Consider the following 17459-nt stretch of genomic DNA (forward strand, 5'->3'; position numbering starts at 1 on the left):
TTATGAACATACACGATATTCCACAAATTAAACATACCGATAGCGGTAACTTCTTTTTACTAGCAGGACCTTGCGCAATAGAAGGTGAAGAAATGGCGATGCGTATTGCTGAAAAACTGGTTGGCATCACTGACAATCTACAAATTCCATTTGTTTTCAAAGGTTCATTTAAGAAAGCCAATCGTTCTAGAATAGACAGTTTCTCTGGAATTGGAGACGAAAAAGCGCTGAAAATTTTAAGAAAAGTTTCGGAAACCTTTGGGGTTCCTACCGTAACTGATATCCACACTAATGAAGATGCGGCTATGGCAGCCCAATATGTAGACATTTTACAAATTCCTGCATTTCTGGTTCGTCAAACCGATTTAGTTGTAGCAGCAGCCAATACCGGAAAAACAGTTAACCTGAAAAAAGGCCAATTTATGAGTCCGGAAAGCATGAAACATGCTGTTCAAAAAGTTTTGGATTGCAATAATCAAAATGTGATGGTTACCGATCGCGGAACAATGTTTGGATACCAAGACATGATTGTTGACTTTAGAGGAATTCCTACTATGCAACAATATGCAAGTACGGTACTTGATGTTACGCACTCTTTGCAGCAACCTAATCAAACTGCTGGTGTCACCGGTGGTAGACCTGATATGATTGAAACCATCGCCAAAGCTGGTATTGCCGTGGGCGTTGATGGAATTTTCATAGAAACCCATTTTGACCCTGCTAATGCAAAAAGTGATGGAGCTAATATGCTACACTTGGATTACTTTGAAGCTTTAATGACTAAACTGGTTGCCATTAGAAAAACAGTAAATTCTTTTTAATTTTTATATCCCGTTCATTGAAAAATATACTTTTATATTCCGCATTCTTGGTGTTGCTTTTTTCCAATGGAGCCAATGCCCAAGAAGAAATCAAAATACAAGAGAAATATACCGCTCACAATAAAGGAAAATTCTTTGTTTCATGGGGAGGAAACAGAGAAAGCTATTCTAAGTCGGATGTAACTTTCAAGGGTAAAGATTATAATTTTACCGTAGAAAACATGATGGCACAAGACAAACCGAAGGGATGGCATATCGACTATGTAAATCCTGCTAGAATGACTATTCCCCAAACCAATTTTAGAATGGGCTATTTCATTAACGACCATTATAGCATTGCTATTGGCGTAGATCACATGAAATATGTGATGACTCAAAACCAAACGGCAAATGTCACTGGTACAATTAATACCGGAAGTTCTTTTGATGGAATTTACAACCATACTCCTACCGTGATGACAGCTGATTTTTTAATGTATGAGCACACGGATGGCTTGAACTATGTGAATACTGAATTTTCAAGACATGATGATATTTCTTCACTGTTTAAAATTGAAAACACCGACAAAATTCAAATAAACCTGACTGAAGGAGTTGGATTTGGTGTATTGTACCCCAAAACAAATACTACACTTTTAGGAAAAGAGCGTCATGATGATTTTCATATCTCGGGTTATGGAGCCTCGTTGAAAACGGGTCTGAACATTACCTTCTTTAAACACTTCTATATTCAAGGAGAACTTAAAGGCGGGTACATCAATATGCCAGATATCCGAACAACACAAAGTAATGATGATAGTGCTTCCCAAGATTTCTTCTTTTTCCAAAGAATAATTGCTTTTGGCGGAATCTTTAGAATCTAAGTTAACTAACAAAATGGAACAATCTAAAAATGAGGAGGCTGTATTTTATATGCAGCCTCCTTCTTTTTAGTTCGAAATTTAAATCAGTTTTTTCATTGTTATTAGCGCAATGTCATATTTTATCGCTATTTTAGTACTAGCATTAGTCCCAAATTCATGCTTGTTAAAACATTGTTTAATTTAAAACCTACAAAAAGATACTAATTACAAGTAGTTTAAAATGACAAAGATGATACGAGCTGAATCGAACGCTATTCAAAGTCATTTAGATAGCTTCAATAAATTCGAAAAATTTTTCGATCTATCTCCTGACTTGCTATGTGTAGCCGGATTTGATGGTTACTTTAAAAGAATAAACCCAGCAGTGTGTAAATTATTAGGTTATTCTGCCGAGGAATTAATGTCTAAGCCCATTAATGAGTTTGTATTTTATGCTGATAAAAACAATACTGCCTCTGCCAGAAACGAACTTAGAAAAAGAGTCCCCTTATTTGATTTTGAAAACCGTTATTTAACAAAAAGCGGAGATATAGTATGGTTATTATGGACGTCCTTTCCTGTAGAAAATGACGAACACGTATATGCAATTGCCAAAAACATAACCTATAAAAAAGAGCTGGAAGAGGAACGCAATTTGCACTTGGCTGAGCTCACTAAAATGAGTAACGATCTAAAGGAACTGACCTATACCACTCTACATGATTTACGATCTCCGGTGAATAATTTGCTTTCCGTATTTGAACTCTTGGACACTTCTAAAATAGAAGATTCAGAAACACAGGAATACCTATCCATTCTTAAATCTACCAGTGAAAGTTTGAAACAAACTTTAAATGAATATGTGACGATTTTGAACAAAAAGAACGAAAACGCGGCTCCTATTGAAAAGCTCAATTTGAGAGAATCCTTAGATGAAGTCCTGCTTTCGATAAACTCCTTGATCCAAAATTCACATACCACAATTGACGTTGACTTTTCACAACTTGATACGGTTAATTTTAATAAAGCCTATTTAAAAAGCATCTTTTTAAATTTAATAACCAATTCGATTAAATATGTCAAGCCAAATTGTTTGCCTACAATTTCTATTCATAGTGATAATAAATCCGGTAAGAAGCAATTAATCATTTCTGACAACGGTATTGGTTTTGATATGGAAAAAGTGAAAGACAAAATTTTTAAATTACATCAAAAATTCCATAATCATATTGACAGTAGCGGAATTGGGCTGTATTTAGTGTACAATCATGTTGTTAATTTAGGTGGTCATATCAGTGTGGAAAGTAAAGTAAACGAAGGAACAAAATTTATCATTACATTTAAGGATTGATAAGTCTTTGCTAGCTGTTTTTTAAATCGCATCAGAAAGTGGAACAAGATCAAAATAAAAAAACATTTTTTTTAAAGATTTAAATTCTCATGATGCAAATTTCCAAAATGCCTAAAAAATACTCCGCTCTTGAAATCCTTCAATATATTGTACTAATTTCTCTGTTGCTTTACTTTGGAAAAACATTATTTATACCGCTCAGTTTTTCATTATTGATTAGCTTTATCCTCTATCCGGTTTGTAAATGGATGGAAAAAAATGGAATCAGTAAGACCCTAGCTATTTTTCTATGTTTATCCATTATCGTTTTACTGGCTGGAGCGCTATTATACCTTCTTTTTTTACAAATCCAAGAATTTGCGAACGAATGGGAGCTATTCAGACTAAAACTGTTGGAAGCCTTAAATAAAATAAGTCTTTTTATCAGTCAGCGATTTGAAATAAGCGCTGCTGAACAGCAACTTTTTTTTAAAAACTCAGTTGATAACTCTGGCACACAGCTTTTCTCGATGTTGCAAAGCATGGCCTATTCCTTTTCAGAAATCTTTTTTTTCCTTTTAATCATTCCGGTTTTTTCGGCCCTGATCCTTTTCCATCGCCACATTCTGGTGAATGTTTTGTATCAAATTTTCCCATCAGAGAAAAGAAAAATAATTTACGAAATCCTCATCGAAACCATACATGCTTATTATAATTTTATCAAAGGAATGCTTGTCGTGTATCTTATTGTGGGTGTATTAAATAGTATTGGACTTGCCATTATTGGTGTGCCCCATCCATTTGTATTTGGCTTTATTGCGTCAATTCTTACCTTTATTCCCTATATCGGAATTATGATTTCTGCTCTTTTACCCATAGCAGTTTCCTGGATCACTTTCAATTCAATCTGGTATCCTTTGGCTGTCATTCTTGTTTTTGCCGTTGTTCAAATTTTAGAAGCTTATATTATTTTCCCCTTTGCTGTAGGCAGCCGTTTAAAAATCAACACTCTCGTTATCATTATTATGATTACTGCCGGAGGTATTTTATGGGGTGCGGCGGGAATGATTTTATTTATTCCGTTTGTCAGTATCCTTAAATTAATTGCAGATCGTTCCGAACGTCTAAAAACTTTATCCGTACTACTTGGCGATGGAGAAATAAAAAAACCACAAGAATAATACTTGTGGTTTGTTATTTTATATTCGAAAGAAATGTATTTTCTTTACTTCACAATTCCTTTTTGATCAATTAAGTACATCAAAGAAGCCATAGTTGCCGCTCCCAGTTCCAATTCTCTTTTGTTGATGGCATCAAAAGTATCATTGGCCGCATGATGGTAATCAAAATAACGTTGTGAATCTGGCTTTAAGCCTGCTTTCACTAAGGGTTTAGAAGTCAGTGGAGCAATATCGGAACCACTGTGTCCTTTTGTAAAGCTATGCACTAAATAAGGTTCGAATAAATCTTTCCAACTCAATATTTGATTAAAATTGGCCTGATCTGTTTCTAAAGAAAATCCTCTTGGGCTGAAACCGCCAGAATCACTCTCTAAAGCAAAAATGTGCTTCTCATTGTTGGCTTGCGCCAATTCTTCGTATTTCTGTCCTCCTCTGCCTCCATTTTCCTCATTCATGAATAACACCACCCGAAGGGTGTTTTTAGGCTTATAACCTAGATTTTTGAAAATGTTTATCACTTCCATACTTTGTACTACTCCGGCACCATCATCATGCGAACCGTCGGCTAAGTCCCAAGAATCAAGGTGTCCGCCCACAACCATTATATTCTCCGGATGCTCGCTTCCTTTTATTTCGCCAATGACATTATAGGACAAAACATCGTCCATTTGCTGGCATGACATTTTAAAATGAAATTTCAATTTTGGATTGCTCGTTAAGGCTTTACTCAACAATTCTGCACCATTGGTACTGATGGCCGCCGTAGGTATGTATTGTGATTTAGGAATTCCGTCATAGCTTTGTGCTCCCGTATGCGGAAAATCATCCAATCGCAAATTCACCGAGCGTACAATAGTCCCAACCGCACCAAACTTTGAAGCCGCAGCCGCTCCAGCATATCTTTGATCTACACAGCCTCCATAAGAGATGAATGTCTCAATATTTTCCGGCTCCATAGGTCTATTATAGAAAACGATTTTTCCTTTTAATTTGTCGCCTAAAATGGCTAATTCTTCAATACTGTGCACTTCAACCACTTCGGCTGTCAAACCATTTTTTGGCGTGGCTACAGATCCTCCCAAAGCACAGATAGCTACTGAAGTTTTATTTTTTCCGTCTTGAATGTATGCCGTTTCTTTCTCACCACGAACCCATTTAGGCACCATCACTTCCTGCAAATACACTCTATCTAAACCAAGGGTTTCCAACTGTGCCTTTGTATATTGAACGGCTTTTTCAGCATTAGCCGAACCGGATAAACGCCCTCCTATTTGATTAGACAAATGATCCAACCAGGAATAACATTTGGAATTGGTCAAAGCGGAATTGTAAATTTTCTTGATTGTTTGTTCCTCATTTGTTTGTGCAAAAATCAGCGATCCGTTAAAAAGAAGCAAAGCTAAAAAAGTGTTTTTTTTCATAGGTTTAATAGGTTAATTTTTAAATTACAAAACTGATTCACAGCCAAATTTACTAATCTTTACAATCGGTAAAGAAATAAAAGTCATTTAGCCCAAACCGGAAAAACAAATTATGCCCGAAATCTGAATCTAACTCGAAGCAGATTATTTTTTGTAAAAGAACAAAAAAGCCTCTCAACAGAGAAGCTTTTTAATGTTTTTCTTTTAACTCAATAGCAATTCATGAACTTGTTTAGCTATTTCCTCTTCCTCATTAGTAGGGATTATCAGGATTTTTGTTTTCGAATTCTTTGTATTGATTTCTCTGATCGTTTTGGATCGAATATTATTTTTTGCATCGTCTAATTCGATTCCAAAATAATCCATATCGGTACAAACTAATTTTCTGATATAAGAGGAATTCTCTCCGATTCCGGCCGTAAAAACAATCGCATCCAGACCATTTAAAGCCGCTGCGTAAGAACCTATATATTTCTTGATTCGATAGGCATTCATTGCTAAAGCCAGTTGGCAGTCTTTATTTCCTTTCTCTGCATTGGCTTCTATATCTCTCAAATCACTAAATCCGGTAAGGCCTAGCATACCACTTTGTTTTTGGAGTAAGGTATTGACCTCATCGAGCGTATAGCCTAATGAATTGACCATATAAAAGATTATGGATTGGTCAATATCGCCACATCGGGTTCCCATAATTAAACCATTCATAGGAGCAAATCCCAGCGTATGATCAATGCTTTTTCCGTCTTTCACCGCCGTCATACTGCAGCCATTTCCTAAATGAATGCTTATGATTTTAGATGCTTTTATTTTTAGATTATCTCTCAAATATAGGATTGCCTGTTCCGAAACGTACTTATGACTGGTCCCGTGAAAACCATAAACTCGAATCTTGTTCTCTGTCAACAATTTATTAGGAATAGCATATTTATGCGCTACAACGGGTATGGTTTGATGGAAAGCAGTATCAAAAACAGCAATCTGCTTGGCATTTTCAAAAATTTCCTCGGCAACATTTATTCCTTCTAAATTGGCCGGATTATGCAAAGGAGCCAAATCAAAAAGTTTTTCTATCTTTTCTTTGACCTCTTTATTAATGATAACAGTATGGGTAAAAGTGCTCCCGCCATGCACCACACGATGTCCCACAGCTTCAATCTCCGAAGTGCTTTTAATTACCCCCACTTTCTCATCGAGTAATAATTGAGCAACCTTCTTTAGTCCCTCTTTATGATTTGGGATAGACATTATTTCTTCAATACGATTCTCTTTGGTTTCATAACTAAGGTTAGATGTTTCTAAACCTATTCTGTCAATCAGCCCACTGCAAATGACCTCATTGGCCGGCATCTTGATTAATTGATATTTTATGGAAGAACTTCCCGAATTTATTATTACTATTTTCATGTAAAACGATTTATTGATCCTCTCTCTTCCCAAAGCTTCGGAAGACCGGACGGATATACTTTGTCTTTATTATTATTTTTTAAAACCTTAAACTTTTTAAAGTCCTTGTGCTTGTATTGCCGTAATCACCACTGTATTTATAATATCATCTACCGTACAACCACGACTCAAATCATTGACAGGTTTGTTCAATCCTTGCAACATTGGTCCAATAGCCAATGCTCCTGTTTCTCTTTGCACCGCTTTATACGTATTATTTCCCGTATTCAAATCTGGAAAAATAAGCACACTCGCTTGTCCTGCAACTTCCGAATTTGGCATTTTACTTTTCCCCACTTCCATATCTACAGCGGCATCGTATTGAATAGGTCCTTCAATTTTCAAATCGGGGCGTTTTTTTCTTACTATTTCCGTTGCAGTTCTCACTTTATCCACTTCATCTCCTTTTCCTGATGCGCCGGAAGAATAGGAAAGCATCGCAATTTTGGGCTCTATGCCAAATGCCAAACTCGAATCGGCTGAGGAAATGGCAATTTCGGCCAATTGTTCCGCCGTTGGATTTGGATTAATGGCGCAGTCGCCAAAAACAGAAACCCGATCTTCCAAGCACATGAAAAATATCGAAGAAACGATGCAGGTATCCGGCTTGGTTTTTATGAATTGCAATGCCGGTAAAATGGTGTGTTGCGTCGTATGAGCCGCTCCGGAAACCATTCCGTCAGCATCGCCTTTATAGACCATCATGGTTCCAAAATAAGAAACGTCTTCCATTAAATCTTTGGCCATAGCCATAGAAACATTCTTGTTTTTTCTTAGCTCATAATAGGTTTTTACGTAATCCTCATATTTTTCGGACTCTATTGGGTTTATGATTTTCACTTTCGAAAAATCAAAAGCAATACCTAATTCAGCCACTTTACTTTCAATCTGTTTTTTATTTCCAATAAGGGATATATCTACGACATCCATAGCCAATAATCTTGAGGCAGCTATTATAATTCTTTCGTCATTGCCTTCAGGCAAAACGATGTGTTTTCTGTGCTGTTTGGCTCTTTTTACCAAATTATACTGAAACATTTTGGGCGTCATTCCTTCGGCTTCAAAAGAACTCAGTTTTTTGGATAAACTATCTAAATCGACGTATTTTTCGAAAGCGCTTATAGAGGTTTCTATCTTCTGTTTATTATCGGCGTAAATTTTAGACTTTATACTACCAAGCTTATTGGTAATTTCATAGGTTCCTCCCGCCACAGCAATTATGGGCACAATAGTCGTTAATCCCTCAATTAATTTTATGATGCTATCCTCTGGCAAAATGTTTCCCGTTAAAACAATCCCTGAAATAGTTGGGTAATTAGCTGATTCATTGGCTTGCAATGCCCCAAGGATAATATCGGCTCTGTCGCCGGGCGTGATCACAAGGGCATTTTTTTTCAGATGCAATAAATAGTTGCGCAACTGCATGGCACCCACACTAAAATTACCAACCTGATTGTTTAAAAATTCTTCTCCAAACAAGACTTTGGCTCCCAAAACATCTACAATTTCTTTAATCGTAGGATTGTTTAAACTGGAAACAATTGGGATTGCGTTGACCAAAACCTCCTCTGGCAAGCTCGCTTTCAAACCATCTGTGACCAGCTTGATATTCTCCGGTTGGACTTTGTTGGCGATTACAGCCAATACCTCTACCTCTTTAACTTTGAACGAATCATAAGCCAGATAAAGGCTGTCTATCAATTCTTCCAGTGTTTTCCCAACTCCGGAACCCACAATTATAGTAGGAATCCCCAGATTTTTGGCTATCAGCACATTCATGTCCAATTCGATTACTGTACCTTCACCGCTAAAACTGGTGCCTTCCACCAAAACAAAATCAAACTGCTCTTCCAGCCTTTTGTATTTATCGATAATAAGATCCAGAACCTCACCTATTTTCCCTTGATTCTTCTTTTTGATCAACTTGCTTTTGGTTATGGCAAAGGCGTCTTCAAACTCAATATCCAATCCAAAATGAGAAATCACGGTTTCGATGTGATTATCCAGCTTACCATCTTCAAAATCTTCTATTATAGGTCTAAAATAGCCCACTTTGGCAGTTTTCCCAATAAGGATACTCATTAAACCAAGAGTAACTATCGATTTTCCGCTATTATGTTCGCTTGTTGCAATATATATCGCCTTATTCATGGTATTTCTTTTTATTTTTTATACGCCAAAACAAAATATTCAATTATTATTCAAATCCAACTCTCCGCCAGATTTAATCAGTGGCAACGGATTTATCACTGATGACTATCCTGTTATTAAATTCTTTTTCAATACTTTTCAGTTTTAGGTAATTTGATATGGCATGAAATGGAGATTTATTTCCATATCTACCCAAAGTTGCCAAGTTTATGAACAGGTAATTTTCATCAAAGATGACCGTCAATAATTTTCCCCAACTTAATGAACCAGTATTCTTTTTACTTCTCAACATGTGTAAACCATTATCATTAATTATCAATTCCGGGAATCTGTTTTTAAGAATTTCAACAAATAATTTTCTATCTCTTTCCGGCTTAGAAATGTTTATTTTAAGAAGTTTATAAATATAATACCAGGAAATTAAAAGTAAAATATTTATCAAAATTACTATTAGTGTCGCGGTATGATTTATTGCGTTTTTCGGATTTAGTATTACCGCTATAGTCGCAATTGTCCAGCCTAAATAAATAAAGGTTTCATAAGCCTTTTCCAGAATATATTCCCAATTTGGTTTAAATATTAATCTTTCTTTTTCTACACTCTTTTTTTTGTCTATTTTGACACTCATAACTTTTAACTTCTAACTTTTCATTCCTATCAAAACCACTTTCTTTTTTTAAAATAAAACACCATCATTATCCCTATAAAAACCATGATACCAATAATGGTATAATAGCCATTTTCATATTTCAGTTCAGGCATGTATTCAAAATTCATCCCATAAACCCCCACAATAAATGTCAGCGGAATAAATATTGCCGATACTATCGTAAGTGTTTTCATGATCTCATTCATCTTGTGCGTCTGGGCTGAGAAAAAGAAATTCGAAGCGCTTTCCAGCGAACCCATATCAGATTCTATCTGCTCGAGAAGCTCTAAACTCTTTTGATGCAGTCGCGTAAAAAAAATAAAACTGTCGGCTTCCATCACATTAAATAAATTATCCTCTTTAATACTTTTAATATCATATAAAGAATCCCGCAACGGAATAATAGAACGCTTTAGAAAATTAAAATTATCCCGGTGTTTTTCTATTTTTTCCAAAATAATCGGGTCGGCACTGTTCTTTGAAAGATTAATCAGTTCTTCTATCTTATCCTCTTCATTTTCGATGGTGATATAGAAATTTTCCATAATAGCATCGAGCAAAATATACAACAAATAATCGGCTTTTTTGATTCTTACAAGTCCCGAATGCAAACGGATCCGTTCCCGAATGTGCGCAAAAAAATCAGAACGTTTTTCCTGAAACGAAATCAAGACGCCCTCCTTCATCAAAAAACTAATCTGCTCTACCTTTATATTATCTGAATCTTCTACCGGTAAAAGCGATTTGATATTAAAAAAAAGCATTTCCGGAAGCTCTTCTAACTTGGTTCTTTTAGTCGTATTCAAAATATCGGCGAGCATGAAATTATCAATTTCAAAATAGCTCCCAATTGTTTTTACCAGTTCAACATTATTTAAACCATGAATATTAAGCCAGTTTGTTTTTTTTAAATCGATGTATTTATCTAAATCCTGATCCTTAAAATCCTCATATTCTGCAAGATCAAAATTATCATACACAAACAGCTGCATTTCTGATTCCTTACTCTTATGAATGCCGGTATATTCAAGGACATAGGGCTGCAGTTTTCTTCCTTTCTTGTATTTAATTTTTCTCATGCAAAATTATTTATAGAGTAATATTACGAAAAACTTTTGTCAATGAACAGCTCCTTAACATTTTTGAAATTGTATAAATAATCCTTACTCTCATTGTCTTCGCTATTTAAAAGTCAAAAGTAATTTGAAGTACTGGTTCTTTCTATGAGAAAAATCATGTTCTAAAAATTTAATGGTACTGCCAAATTTCTTTTATACGGAAGAATCCTTACAAATAATGTTATCTTTGAAAAAAGCAAAAAAAATAATCTATTATATGTAACAAATTTCATCAATTGATGACTATTCTTTAAATAATTTTAATCTTTTAACTAAATGCAAAAAAAAGTAATTTTAATCAGTACCTGCCTACTCTTAGGTCTCCATCAGGGAACATTAGCTCAAAGCAAGAAAAAAAAGGACAAACAAACCAATTCTGTTTCAGCACCAGCCGCCAAAAAACCGGAAGAGAAAAAAGGTCCAAAACCGTACAATAAGGTTATTGACTCTACTGCTGTAACTCAAAAAGGACTTATTGACATCCATAAAATGGATAATAAATATCTTTTTGAAATTCCTGCTGATCTTTTAGGTACTGAAATCATGACCATCACCCGCTTTTCTAAAACTCCTGCCGGAGGAGGTATTTTTGGCGGAGAAGAAGTAAACAAACAGGTAATTCAATTTGAAAAAGGAATCAATAATACTATCTTATTGCGTTCCATTACTTATGTTATCATGTCATCAGCTGAAGATAAACCGCTAGCGCAAGCCGTTAATAATTCCTCGGCAAATCCTATAATTGCGAGCTATGATATTTTGGCCATCAAGAAAAATGACAAAGAAAAAACAGAAGCTTCCTATGTTATTGACATGACTCCTACTTTTGAAGCTGATATACAGACTTTTTCTTTGGATCCTGTAAAAAAACAAACTCTTAGCATTCAAGCTTTCCAAAAGGATCGCTCTTTTATCCAAAAAATAAGCAGTTATCCTATTAATACCGAAATCAGAACAGTTAAAACCTTTTCGACTGTTCCAAATTTGATTTCGTTGAGTCCAGCGCCAAGAATAGGTGCTAATTTACCTGCAGCCCTAGATTCTGGAGTACTTACGGTAGAACTAAACACTTCGATGATTGCTTTACCCAAAAAACCAATGCGCAAAAGAACCTTTGATGCACGTGTGGGATATTTTGCCAATCAATATGGTTTGTTTGAAGAAGATTCCCAGAAATCTGATAAGGAAATTTTTGCCGTTAGATGGCGCCTAGAACCAAAATCAAAGGAAGACGCTGAAAAACAAAAAAGAGGCGAATTGATAGAACCTGAGAAACCAATTGTTTATTATATTGATCCGGCTACACCCGAAAAATGGAAAAAACACATCAAACAGGGAATTGACGACTGGCAAGTTGCTTTTGAGCATGCGGGCTGGAAAAATGCCATTCGCGGTGAATATTGGCCGGAAAATGATCCTACAATGAGTCTAGAAGATGCCCGTTTTTCAGTATTGCGTTATTTTGCCGCCGAAATCCAAAATGCTTACGGTCCAAATGTTCATGACCCAAGAACCGGTGAAATTTTAGAAAGTCACATCGGATGGTACCATAATATAATGAGTTTATTAAGAAACTGGTACCTAATTCAAACTGCAGCAGTAGATCCTGCGGCCAGAAAAAAACAATTTGATGATGAATTAATGGGACAATTAATTCGTTTCGTTTCTTCTCATGAAGTGGGACACACTTTAGGACTTCGTCATAATATGGGAGCCAGTTCAGCCACTCCTGTTGAAAAACTGAGAGATGCAGCCTATCAGGAAAAATTTGGACATACTTCTTCCATTATGGATTATGCGCGTTTCAACTACGTAGCACAACCGGAAGACGGAGTTACGAGCCTTTTCCCAAGAATTGGAGATTATGACAAATGGGCCATAAAATGGGGTTATTCTTATTTTCCGGAAGCCAAAGATGAAAAAGAAGAAAAAGCCATTCTTAATGAAATGACCAAAGAGGCTTATAAAGACCGTCGTCTGTGGTTTGGAACAGAAACAAGCCCTTATGATCCAAGATACCAAACAGAAGACATCGGAGACAATGCAATGAAAGCTTCGGCTTATGGTATTAAAAACCTGAAAAGAATCCTTCCTAATCTATTGGAATGGAGTAAAGAAAAAGGGGAAAGTTATGCCGAACTTGATCAATTGTATGACGCCCTTACCGGACAATTTAGAAGATATATGGGCCATGTCACTAAAAACGTTGGCGGTGTTTACGATACTCCTACAACCTATGATATGGGAGGAAATCAATTTGAAATCGTTCCAAAAGAAATTCAAAAAGAGGCTGTAAGTTTTTTAAATGCTCAATTATTCTCAACTCCAAAATGGTTGATGGATCCAAATATTCTTTCGAAAATCAGCCCTGAAAATGGCGTTGAAGCGATAAAAGCAATGCAAAATTCAACCTTGACTAGCTTATTGTCTGGAGACAGAATGGTGCGTTTACTTGAGGCCTCTTCTGCTGGTAAAAACTACTATTCAGTAGATGAATTGTTGGCAGATCTTAAAAACGGTATATTTTCAGAACTAAAAACCAATGCTGCTATAGACATCTATAGAAGAAACATGCAAAAATTATACGTAAGTAAAGTTTGTGCTTTGTTGGCACCAGGAACTACAACAGTAAGAAACATACCTGTGGGAGTGACTTATGGTTTTAACTCGAAAACAGTTAATCTAAACGAAACGGATCTGCCATCTATTGCCAGAGGACAGCTAATCAGTTTGAAAGCGGCATTAAAAGCGGCTGCTTTAAAAACAACCGACAGAATGACCAAATTGCATTTACAGGATTTAGCCGTTCGCATAGAAAAAGCTTTAGATCCAAAATAAAACTACAAATCCGCCAAGATAAAAATTATCAAGGCGGATTTTTAATATTATTGTACAAAAAACCCGAGCTGTTTCCAGCTCGGGTTTTTCTTTATGACGTAAAGACGCACAGCAGTGCGTCTCTACAGAAATAATTATTTTACTTCTTCGTAATCTACGTCTTGAACATTGTCACCTTCTGCTTCAGTTTGTGGCTGTGCAGCAGCTTGACCTTGCTCTCCTTGAGCGTACATTGCTTCAGTAGCAGTTTTCCAAGCAGCATTGATATTATCTAATGCAGTTTGAATTGCAGGAATGTCTTGAGATTGGTGAGCCATTCTCAATTCAGTTAATGCATATTCTACAGCTACTTTGTTTTCGTCAGATAATTTATCACCTAACTCTTTCAATTGAGATTCAGTTTGGAAGATCATTCCGTCTGCTTCGTTCAATTTCTCAGCTCTTTCTCTTGCAATTTTATCTGATTCAGCGTTAGCTTCAGCATCTTTTTTCATTTTCTCGATTTCTTCAGCTGTTAATCCAGAAGAAGCTTCGATACGAATGTCATGAGATTTTCCAGTTCCTTTGTCAGTTGCCGAAACTTTGATGATACCATTGGCATCAATGTCAAAAGTTACTTCAATTTGTGGAACACCTCTTGGTGCTGGTGGAATACCATCTAAATGGAAACGACCAATAGTTTTGTTATCCGCAGCCATTGCTCTAGCTCCTTGCAATACGTGGATTTCAACTGTTGGTTGAGAATCTGCAGCAGTAGAGAATACTTGCGATTTTTTAGTTGGGATAGTTGTATTAGACTCGATAAGAGTTGTCATAACACCACCCATAGTTTCGATACCTAAAGATAAAGGTGTAACGTCAAGTAACAATACATCTTTTACATCTCCAGAAAGAACTCCACCTTGAATAGCTGCTCCAATTGCAACAACCTCATCAGGGTTAACTCCTTTAGACGCTTTTTTACCAAAGAATTTCTCTACTTCTTCCACAATTTTAGGGATACGAGTAGAACCTCCAACTAAGATTACTTCGTCAATATCAGCAACAGTTAAACCTGCATCTTTCAATGATTTAGCAACTGGTGTCATAGAACGTTTAACTAATGAATCAGTTAATTTTTCAAACTGAGCTCTAGTTAATTTTTTAACTAAGTGTTTTGGTCCTGAAGCCGTAGCTGTAACGTAAGGTAAGTTGATTTCAGTTTCAGCAGAAGAAGACAATTCAATTTTTGCTTTCTCAGCAGCTTCTTTCAAACGTTGCAAAGACATTGGATCTAAACGCAAGTCAATACCTTCCTCAGCTTTAAATTCGTCAGCTAACCAGTCAATAATTTCGTGGTCAAAATCATCTCCACCTAAGTGAGTATCTCCATTTGTAGACAATACTTCAAAAACTCCGTCTCCTAATTCAAGAACAGAAATATCAAATGTACCTCCACCTAAATCGTAAACAGCAATTTTTTGATCTTTACCTTTTTTATCCAAACCGTAAGCCAAAGCAGCAGCAGTAGGCTCGTTGATAATACGCATTACTTTAAGACCTGCAATTTCACCAGCTTCTTTTGTAGCCTGACGTTGTGCATCATTAAAGTAAGCTGGAACAGTGATAACTGCTTCAGTAACTGTTTGACCTAAATAGTCTTCAGCTGTTTTTTTCATTTTTTGAAGTGTCATAGCTGACAATTCTTGAGCAGTGTATAAACGACCGTCAATATCCACACGTGGAGTATTGTTGTCTCCTTTTACTACTTTGTAAGAAACTCTTTTCATCTCAGCCGAAACTTCGCTAAAAGAATGCCCCATAAAACGTTTAATAGAAGCAATTGTTTTGGTAGGATTGGTTACTGCTTGTCTTTTTGCAGGATCTCCCACTTTAATTTCTCCACCTTCTACAAAAGCGATGATAGATGGCGTTGTTCTTTTTCCTTCTGCATTAGGAATAACAACTGCTTCATTACCTTCCATTACAGAAACACAAGAGTTGGTCGTACCTAAATCAATTCCGATTATTTTACCCATTTTTATTATATTTAAATTTTAATATACACTTATTTTAATAACTCAAGGTGCATAAGTCAATCATTGTGCCAATGCCAGAGGCTTCTTGAAATTGTCAGGAATTGTTAAAATTGTCGTAATTTAATATGACAAACTGACATTTCAGGCAAACTGACAGACCCAGAAAAGAATCAATTCCCACTGTCATCAGGAGTAAAATACAATTTAGGAGCCATTCCCGCTATCCGCTCTATCTTTATGTTCTTCAAGAAAGAACATAAAGGATGCCGCTGCTATCGGGGCTAGGGCAATGCAATCATCAGCACAATTGTTTTCAATTGAAAGCTTTTGAGCGAAGCGTGAAATACTTTGTAATCATTTACTTATATTTGATAAAAAAAACGATATGAAATATTCAACAATTCACTTAGGCAATAATAAAATAGAAATATTTAATTCGTTTCTGGGCAAAGAAACTATAAAATTAAACGGAGAAATTGTATCTGAAAAAAATTCTATAACAGGAGCTAAACATAATTTTAAAATAATTGAAAACGACCGCAAAGTAGATTGCAAACTAATTTTAGGCTATGGCGCAAATGGCGTTGTGATGGATTTATATAGAGATAACATGCCAATAATTGAATCCCCAAAAAGTTCGTATTTAGTAATAATGTTTCTTTTTATTCTCCTTATTGTTATTATAACATTAACTCAAGTAGCTTTTCATTATTCCTGAAACCTGCTTTTTTTTAAAATAATTACTTATGATCGGGCTTATATTTGTAATTTTGATCCACAAAAAAACTTTTAAAAATGGCTACATTTAGCAAACAACTTTCCTTTCGCTGGTCAGATCTCGACCCTAATTTTCACGTACGCCACAGTGCTTATTATGATTTTGGCGCTCAACATCGTATCGAGATTCTGGAAAGCCTTGGCTTGACCATGAAAACCTTTCAAAAACAGCATTTTGGCCCTATTCTTTTTAGGGAAGAATGTGTTTTCAGAAAAGAAATAAAACTTTCCGATAGCATTTTCATGCATACAAAAGTATCTAAAATGAAAGCTGATGCCTCACGCTGGTCCATAGTTCATGAGTTCCGAAATGAAGAAGATTTGCTATGCGCTACAATCACTGTCGACGGCGCTTGGATGGACACCAAGTTGCGCAAATTAATCGATCCAGTTCCAGAAATCGCCCTAAAAGCCTTGGCTATTTTCCCTAAAAGTGAGGATTTCATTGCACTCTAATTAACCCAAACAACATTCCAATCATGTTTACAATTGCTCAAATAAAAGAAGCGCATTCCAAAGTTAAATCCGGCGCTGATTTTCCTAATTATATTCAAGACCTCATCAATTTAGGCGTAAAAGGCTACGACACTTTTGTCCATAACGGTGACACCTCCTATTATGGCGACAACAATTACAAAGTAAACTCCGATGAAAAATATGACGAAATAAAAATCGCACCTATTGCTAACAAGGAACGTTTTATTGAATTTCTAGTGATGCATCAGGACGGTCAAACAGATTACCTTACTTTTTGCAAACAGGCAGCTCAATGTGGTATTGCCAAGTGGCGCATAGACATCATCGAGATGACTTGTACTTATATGGATGCTACAGATGCTCCTATTCTGATCGAAAAAATTCAGCTTTAAA

General features: G+C 35.9%; 14 protein-coding genes. 8 read left to right on the plus strand and 6 right to left on the minus strand.

Translation table 11 applies throughout. The features are described from left to right. The first annotated feature begins 2 nt into the window (after positions 1–2). From kdsA to BUB25_RS12265, 4 genes are all read left to right on the plus strand, one after another. Positions 3–821 carry a 3-deoxy-8-phosphooctulonate synthase gene (kdsA, locus tag BUB25_RS12250; protein ID WP_072944748.1) on the plus strand — a complete coding sequence of 273 codons (819 nt, stop codon included), beginning with the start codon at positions 3–5 and terminating at the stop codon, positions 819–821. A 17-nt stretch (positions 822–838) separates the two neighbouring features. Then, complete coding sequence (locus tag BUB25_RS12255) at positions 839–1684, plus strand: hypothetical protein (protein ID WP_072944750.1); 846 nt, start codon at positions 839–841, stop codon at positions 1682–1684. A gap of 229 nt (positions 1685–1913) precedes the next feature. Next, a complete protein-coding gene (locus tag BUB25_RS12260; RefSeq protein WP_072944752.1) occupies positions 1914–3014 on the plus strand; it encodes a PAS domain-containing sensor histidine kinase in 1101 nt (366 codons plus the stop codon). Positions 3015–3103: 89 nt separating this feature from the next. After that, positions 3104–4174 carry an AI-2E family transporter gene (locus BUB25_RS12265; RefSeq protein ID WP_072944754.1) on the plus strand — a complete coding sequence of 357 codons (1071 nt, stop codon included), beginning with the start codon at positions 3104–3106 and terminating at the stop codon, positions 4172–4174. Between the two features lie 44 nt (positions 4175–4218). Here BUB25_RS12265 and BUB25_RS12270 read toward each other — a convergent pair whose 3' ends face one another. The 5 genes from BUB25_RS12270 to corA all read right to left on the minus strand — a co-directional run bounded on the left by BUB25_RS12270 (position 4219) and on the right by corA (position 10917). Further along, positions 4219–5595: a M28 family peptidase gene (locus BUB25_RS12270; protein ID WP_072944756.1), complete on the minus strand. Its 1377-nt coding sequence runs from the start codon at positions 5593–5595 to the stop codon at positions 4219–4221. A 204-nt stretch (positions 5596–5799) separates the two neighbouring features. Beyond that, complete coding sequence (locus BUB25_RS12275; protein ID WP_072944758.1) at positions 5800–6999, minus strand: acetate/propionate family kinase; 1200 nt, start codon at positions 6997–6999, stop codon at positions 5800–5802. A gap of 96 nt (positions 7000–7095) precedes the next feature. Continuing rightward, positions 7096–9189, minus strand: a complete 2094-nt coding sequence (gene pta / locus BUB25_RS12280) for a phosphate acetyltransferase (protein ID WP_072944760.1) — start codon at positions 9187–9189, stop codon at positions 7096–7098. A 73-nt stretch (positions 9190–9262) separates the two neighbouring features. Next, positions 9263–9817 (minus strand): hypothetical protein, encoded by a 555-nt coding sequence (locus BUB25_RS12285; RefSeq protein ID WP_072944762.1) that lies wholly within the window; start codon positions 9815–9817, stop codon positions 9263–9265. Positions 9818–9846: 29 nt separating this feature from the next. Then, the gene (gene corA / locus BUB25_RS12290; protein WP_072944764.1) at positions 9847–10917 is read right to left on the minus strand and encodes a magnesium/cobalt transporter CorA; all 1071 of its coding nucleotides are present in this window, start codon (positions 10915–10917) and stop codon (positions 9847–9849) included. A gap of 315 nt (positions 10918–11232) precedes the next feature. Between corA and BUB25_RS12295 the strand changes: the two genes are divergently transcribed. Further along, on the plus strand, positions 11233–13794 hold the full coding sequence (locus BUB25_RS12295) for a zinc-dependent metalloprotease (protein ID WP_072944766.1): 2562 nt from the start codon (positions 11233–11235) through the stop codon (positions 13792–13794). A gap of 134 nt (positions 13795–13928) precedes the next feature. Here BUB25_RS12295 and dnaK read toward each other — a convergent pair whose 3' ends face one another. Beyond that, entirely contained in the window at positions 13929–15812 is a 1884-nt protein-coding gene (gene dnaK / locus BUB25_RS12300; RefSeq protein WP_072944768.1) for a molecular chaperone DnaK, read from the minus strand. Between the two features lie 385 nt (positions 15813–16197). Between dnaK and BUB25_RS12305 the strand changes: the two genes are divergently transcribed. The 3 genes from BUB25_RS12305 to BUB25_RS12315 all read left to right on the plus strand — a co-directional run bounded on the left by BUB25_RS12305 (position 16198) and on the right by BUB25_RS12315 (position 17458). Continuing rightward, positions 16198–16530, plus strand: a complete 333-nt coding sequence (locus tag BUB25_RS12305; protein ID WP_072944771.1) for a hypothetical protein — start codon at positions 16198–16200, stop codon at positions 16528–16530. 77 nt (positions 16531–16607) lie between these two features. Continuing rightward, positions 16608–17045, plus strand: a complete 438-nt coding sequence (locus tag BUB25_RS12310) for an acyl-CoA thioesterase (protein WP_072944773.1) — start codon at positions 16608–16610, stop codon at positions 17043–17045. Between the two features lie 23 nt (positions 17046–17068). Then, entirely contained in the window at positions 17069–17458 is a 390-nt protein-coding gene (locus BUB25_RS12315; protein ID WP_072944775.1) for a DUF1398 domain-containing protein, read from the plus strand. Position 17459: the final 1 nt, after the last annotated feature.

It is taken from the genome of Flavobacterium granuli (assembly GCF_900129705.1).
Lineage (GTDB): Bacteria > Bacteroidota > Bacteroidia > Flavobacteriales > Flavobacteriaceae > Flavobacterium > Flavobacterium granuli.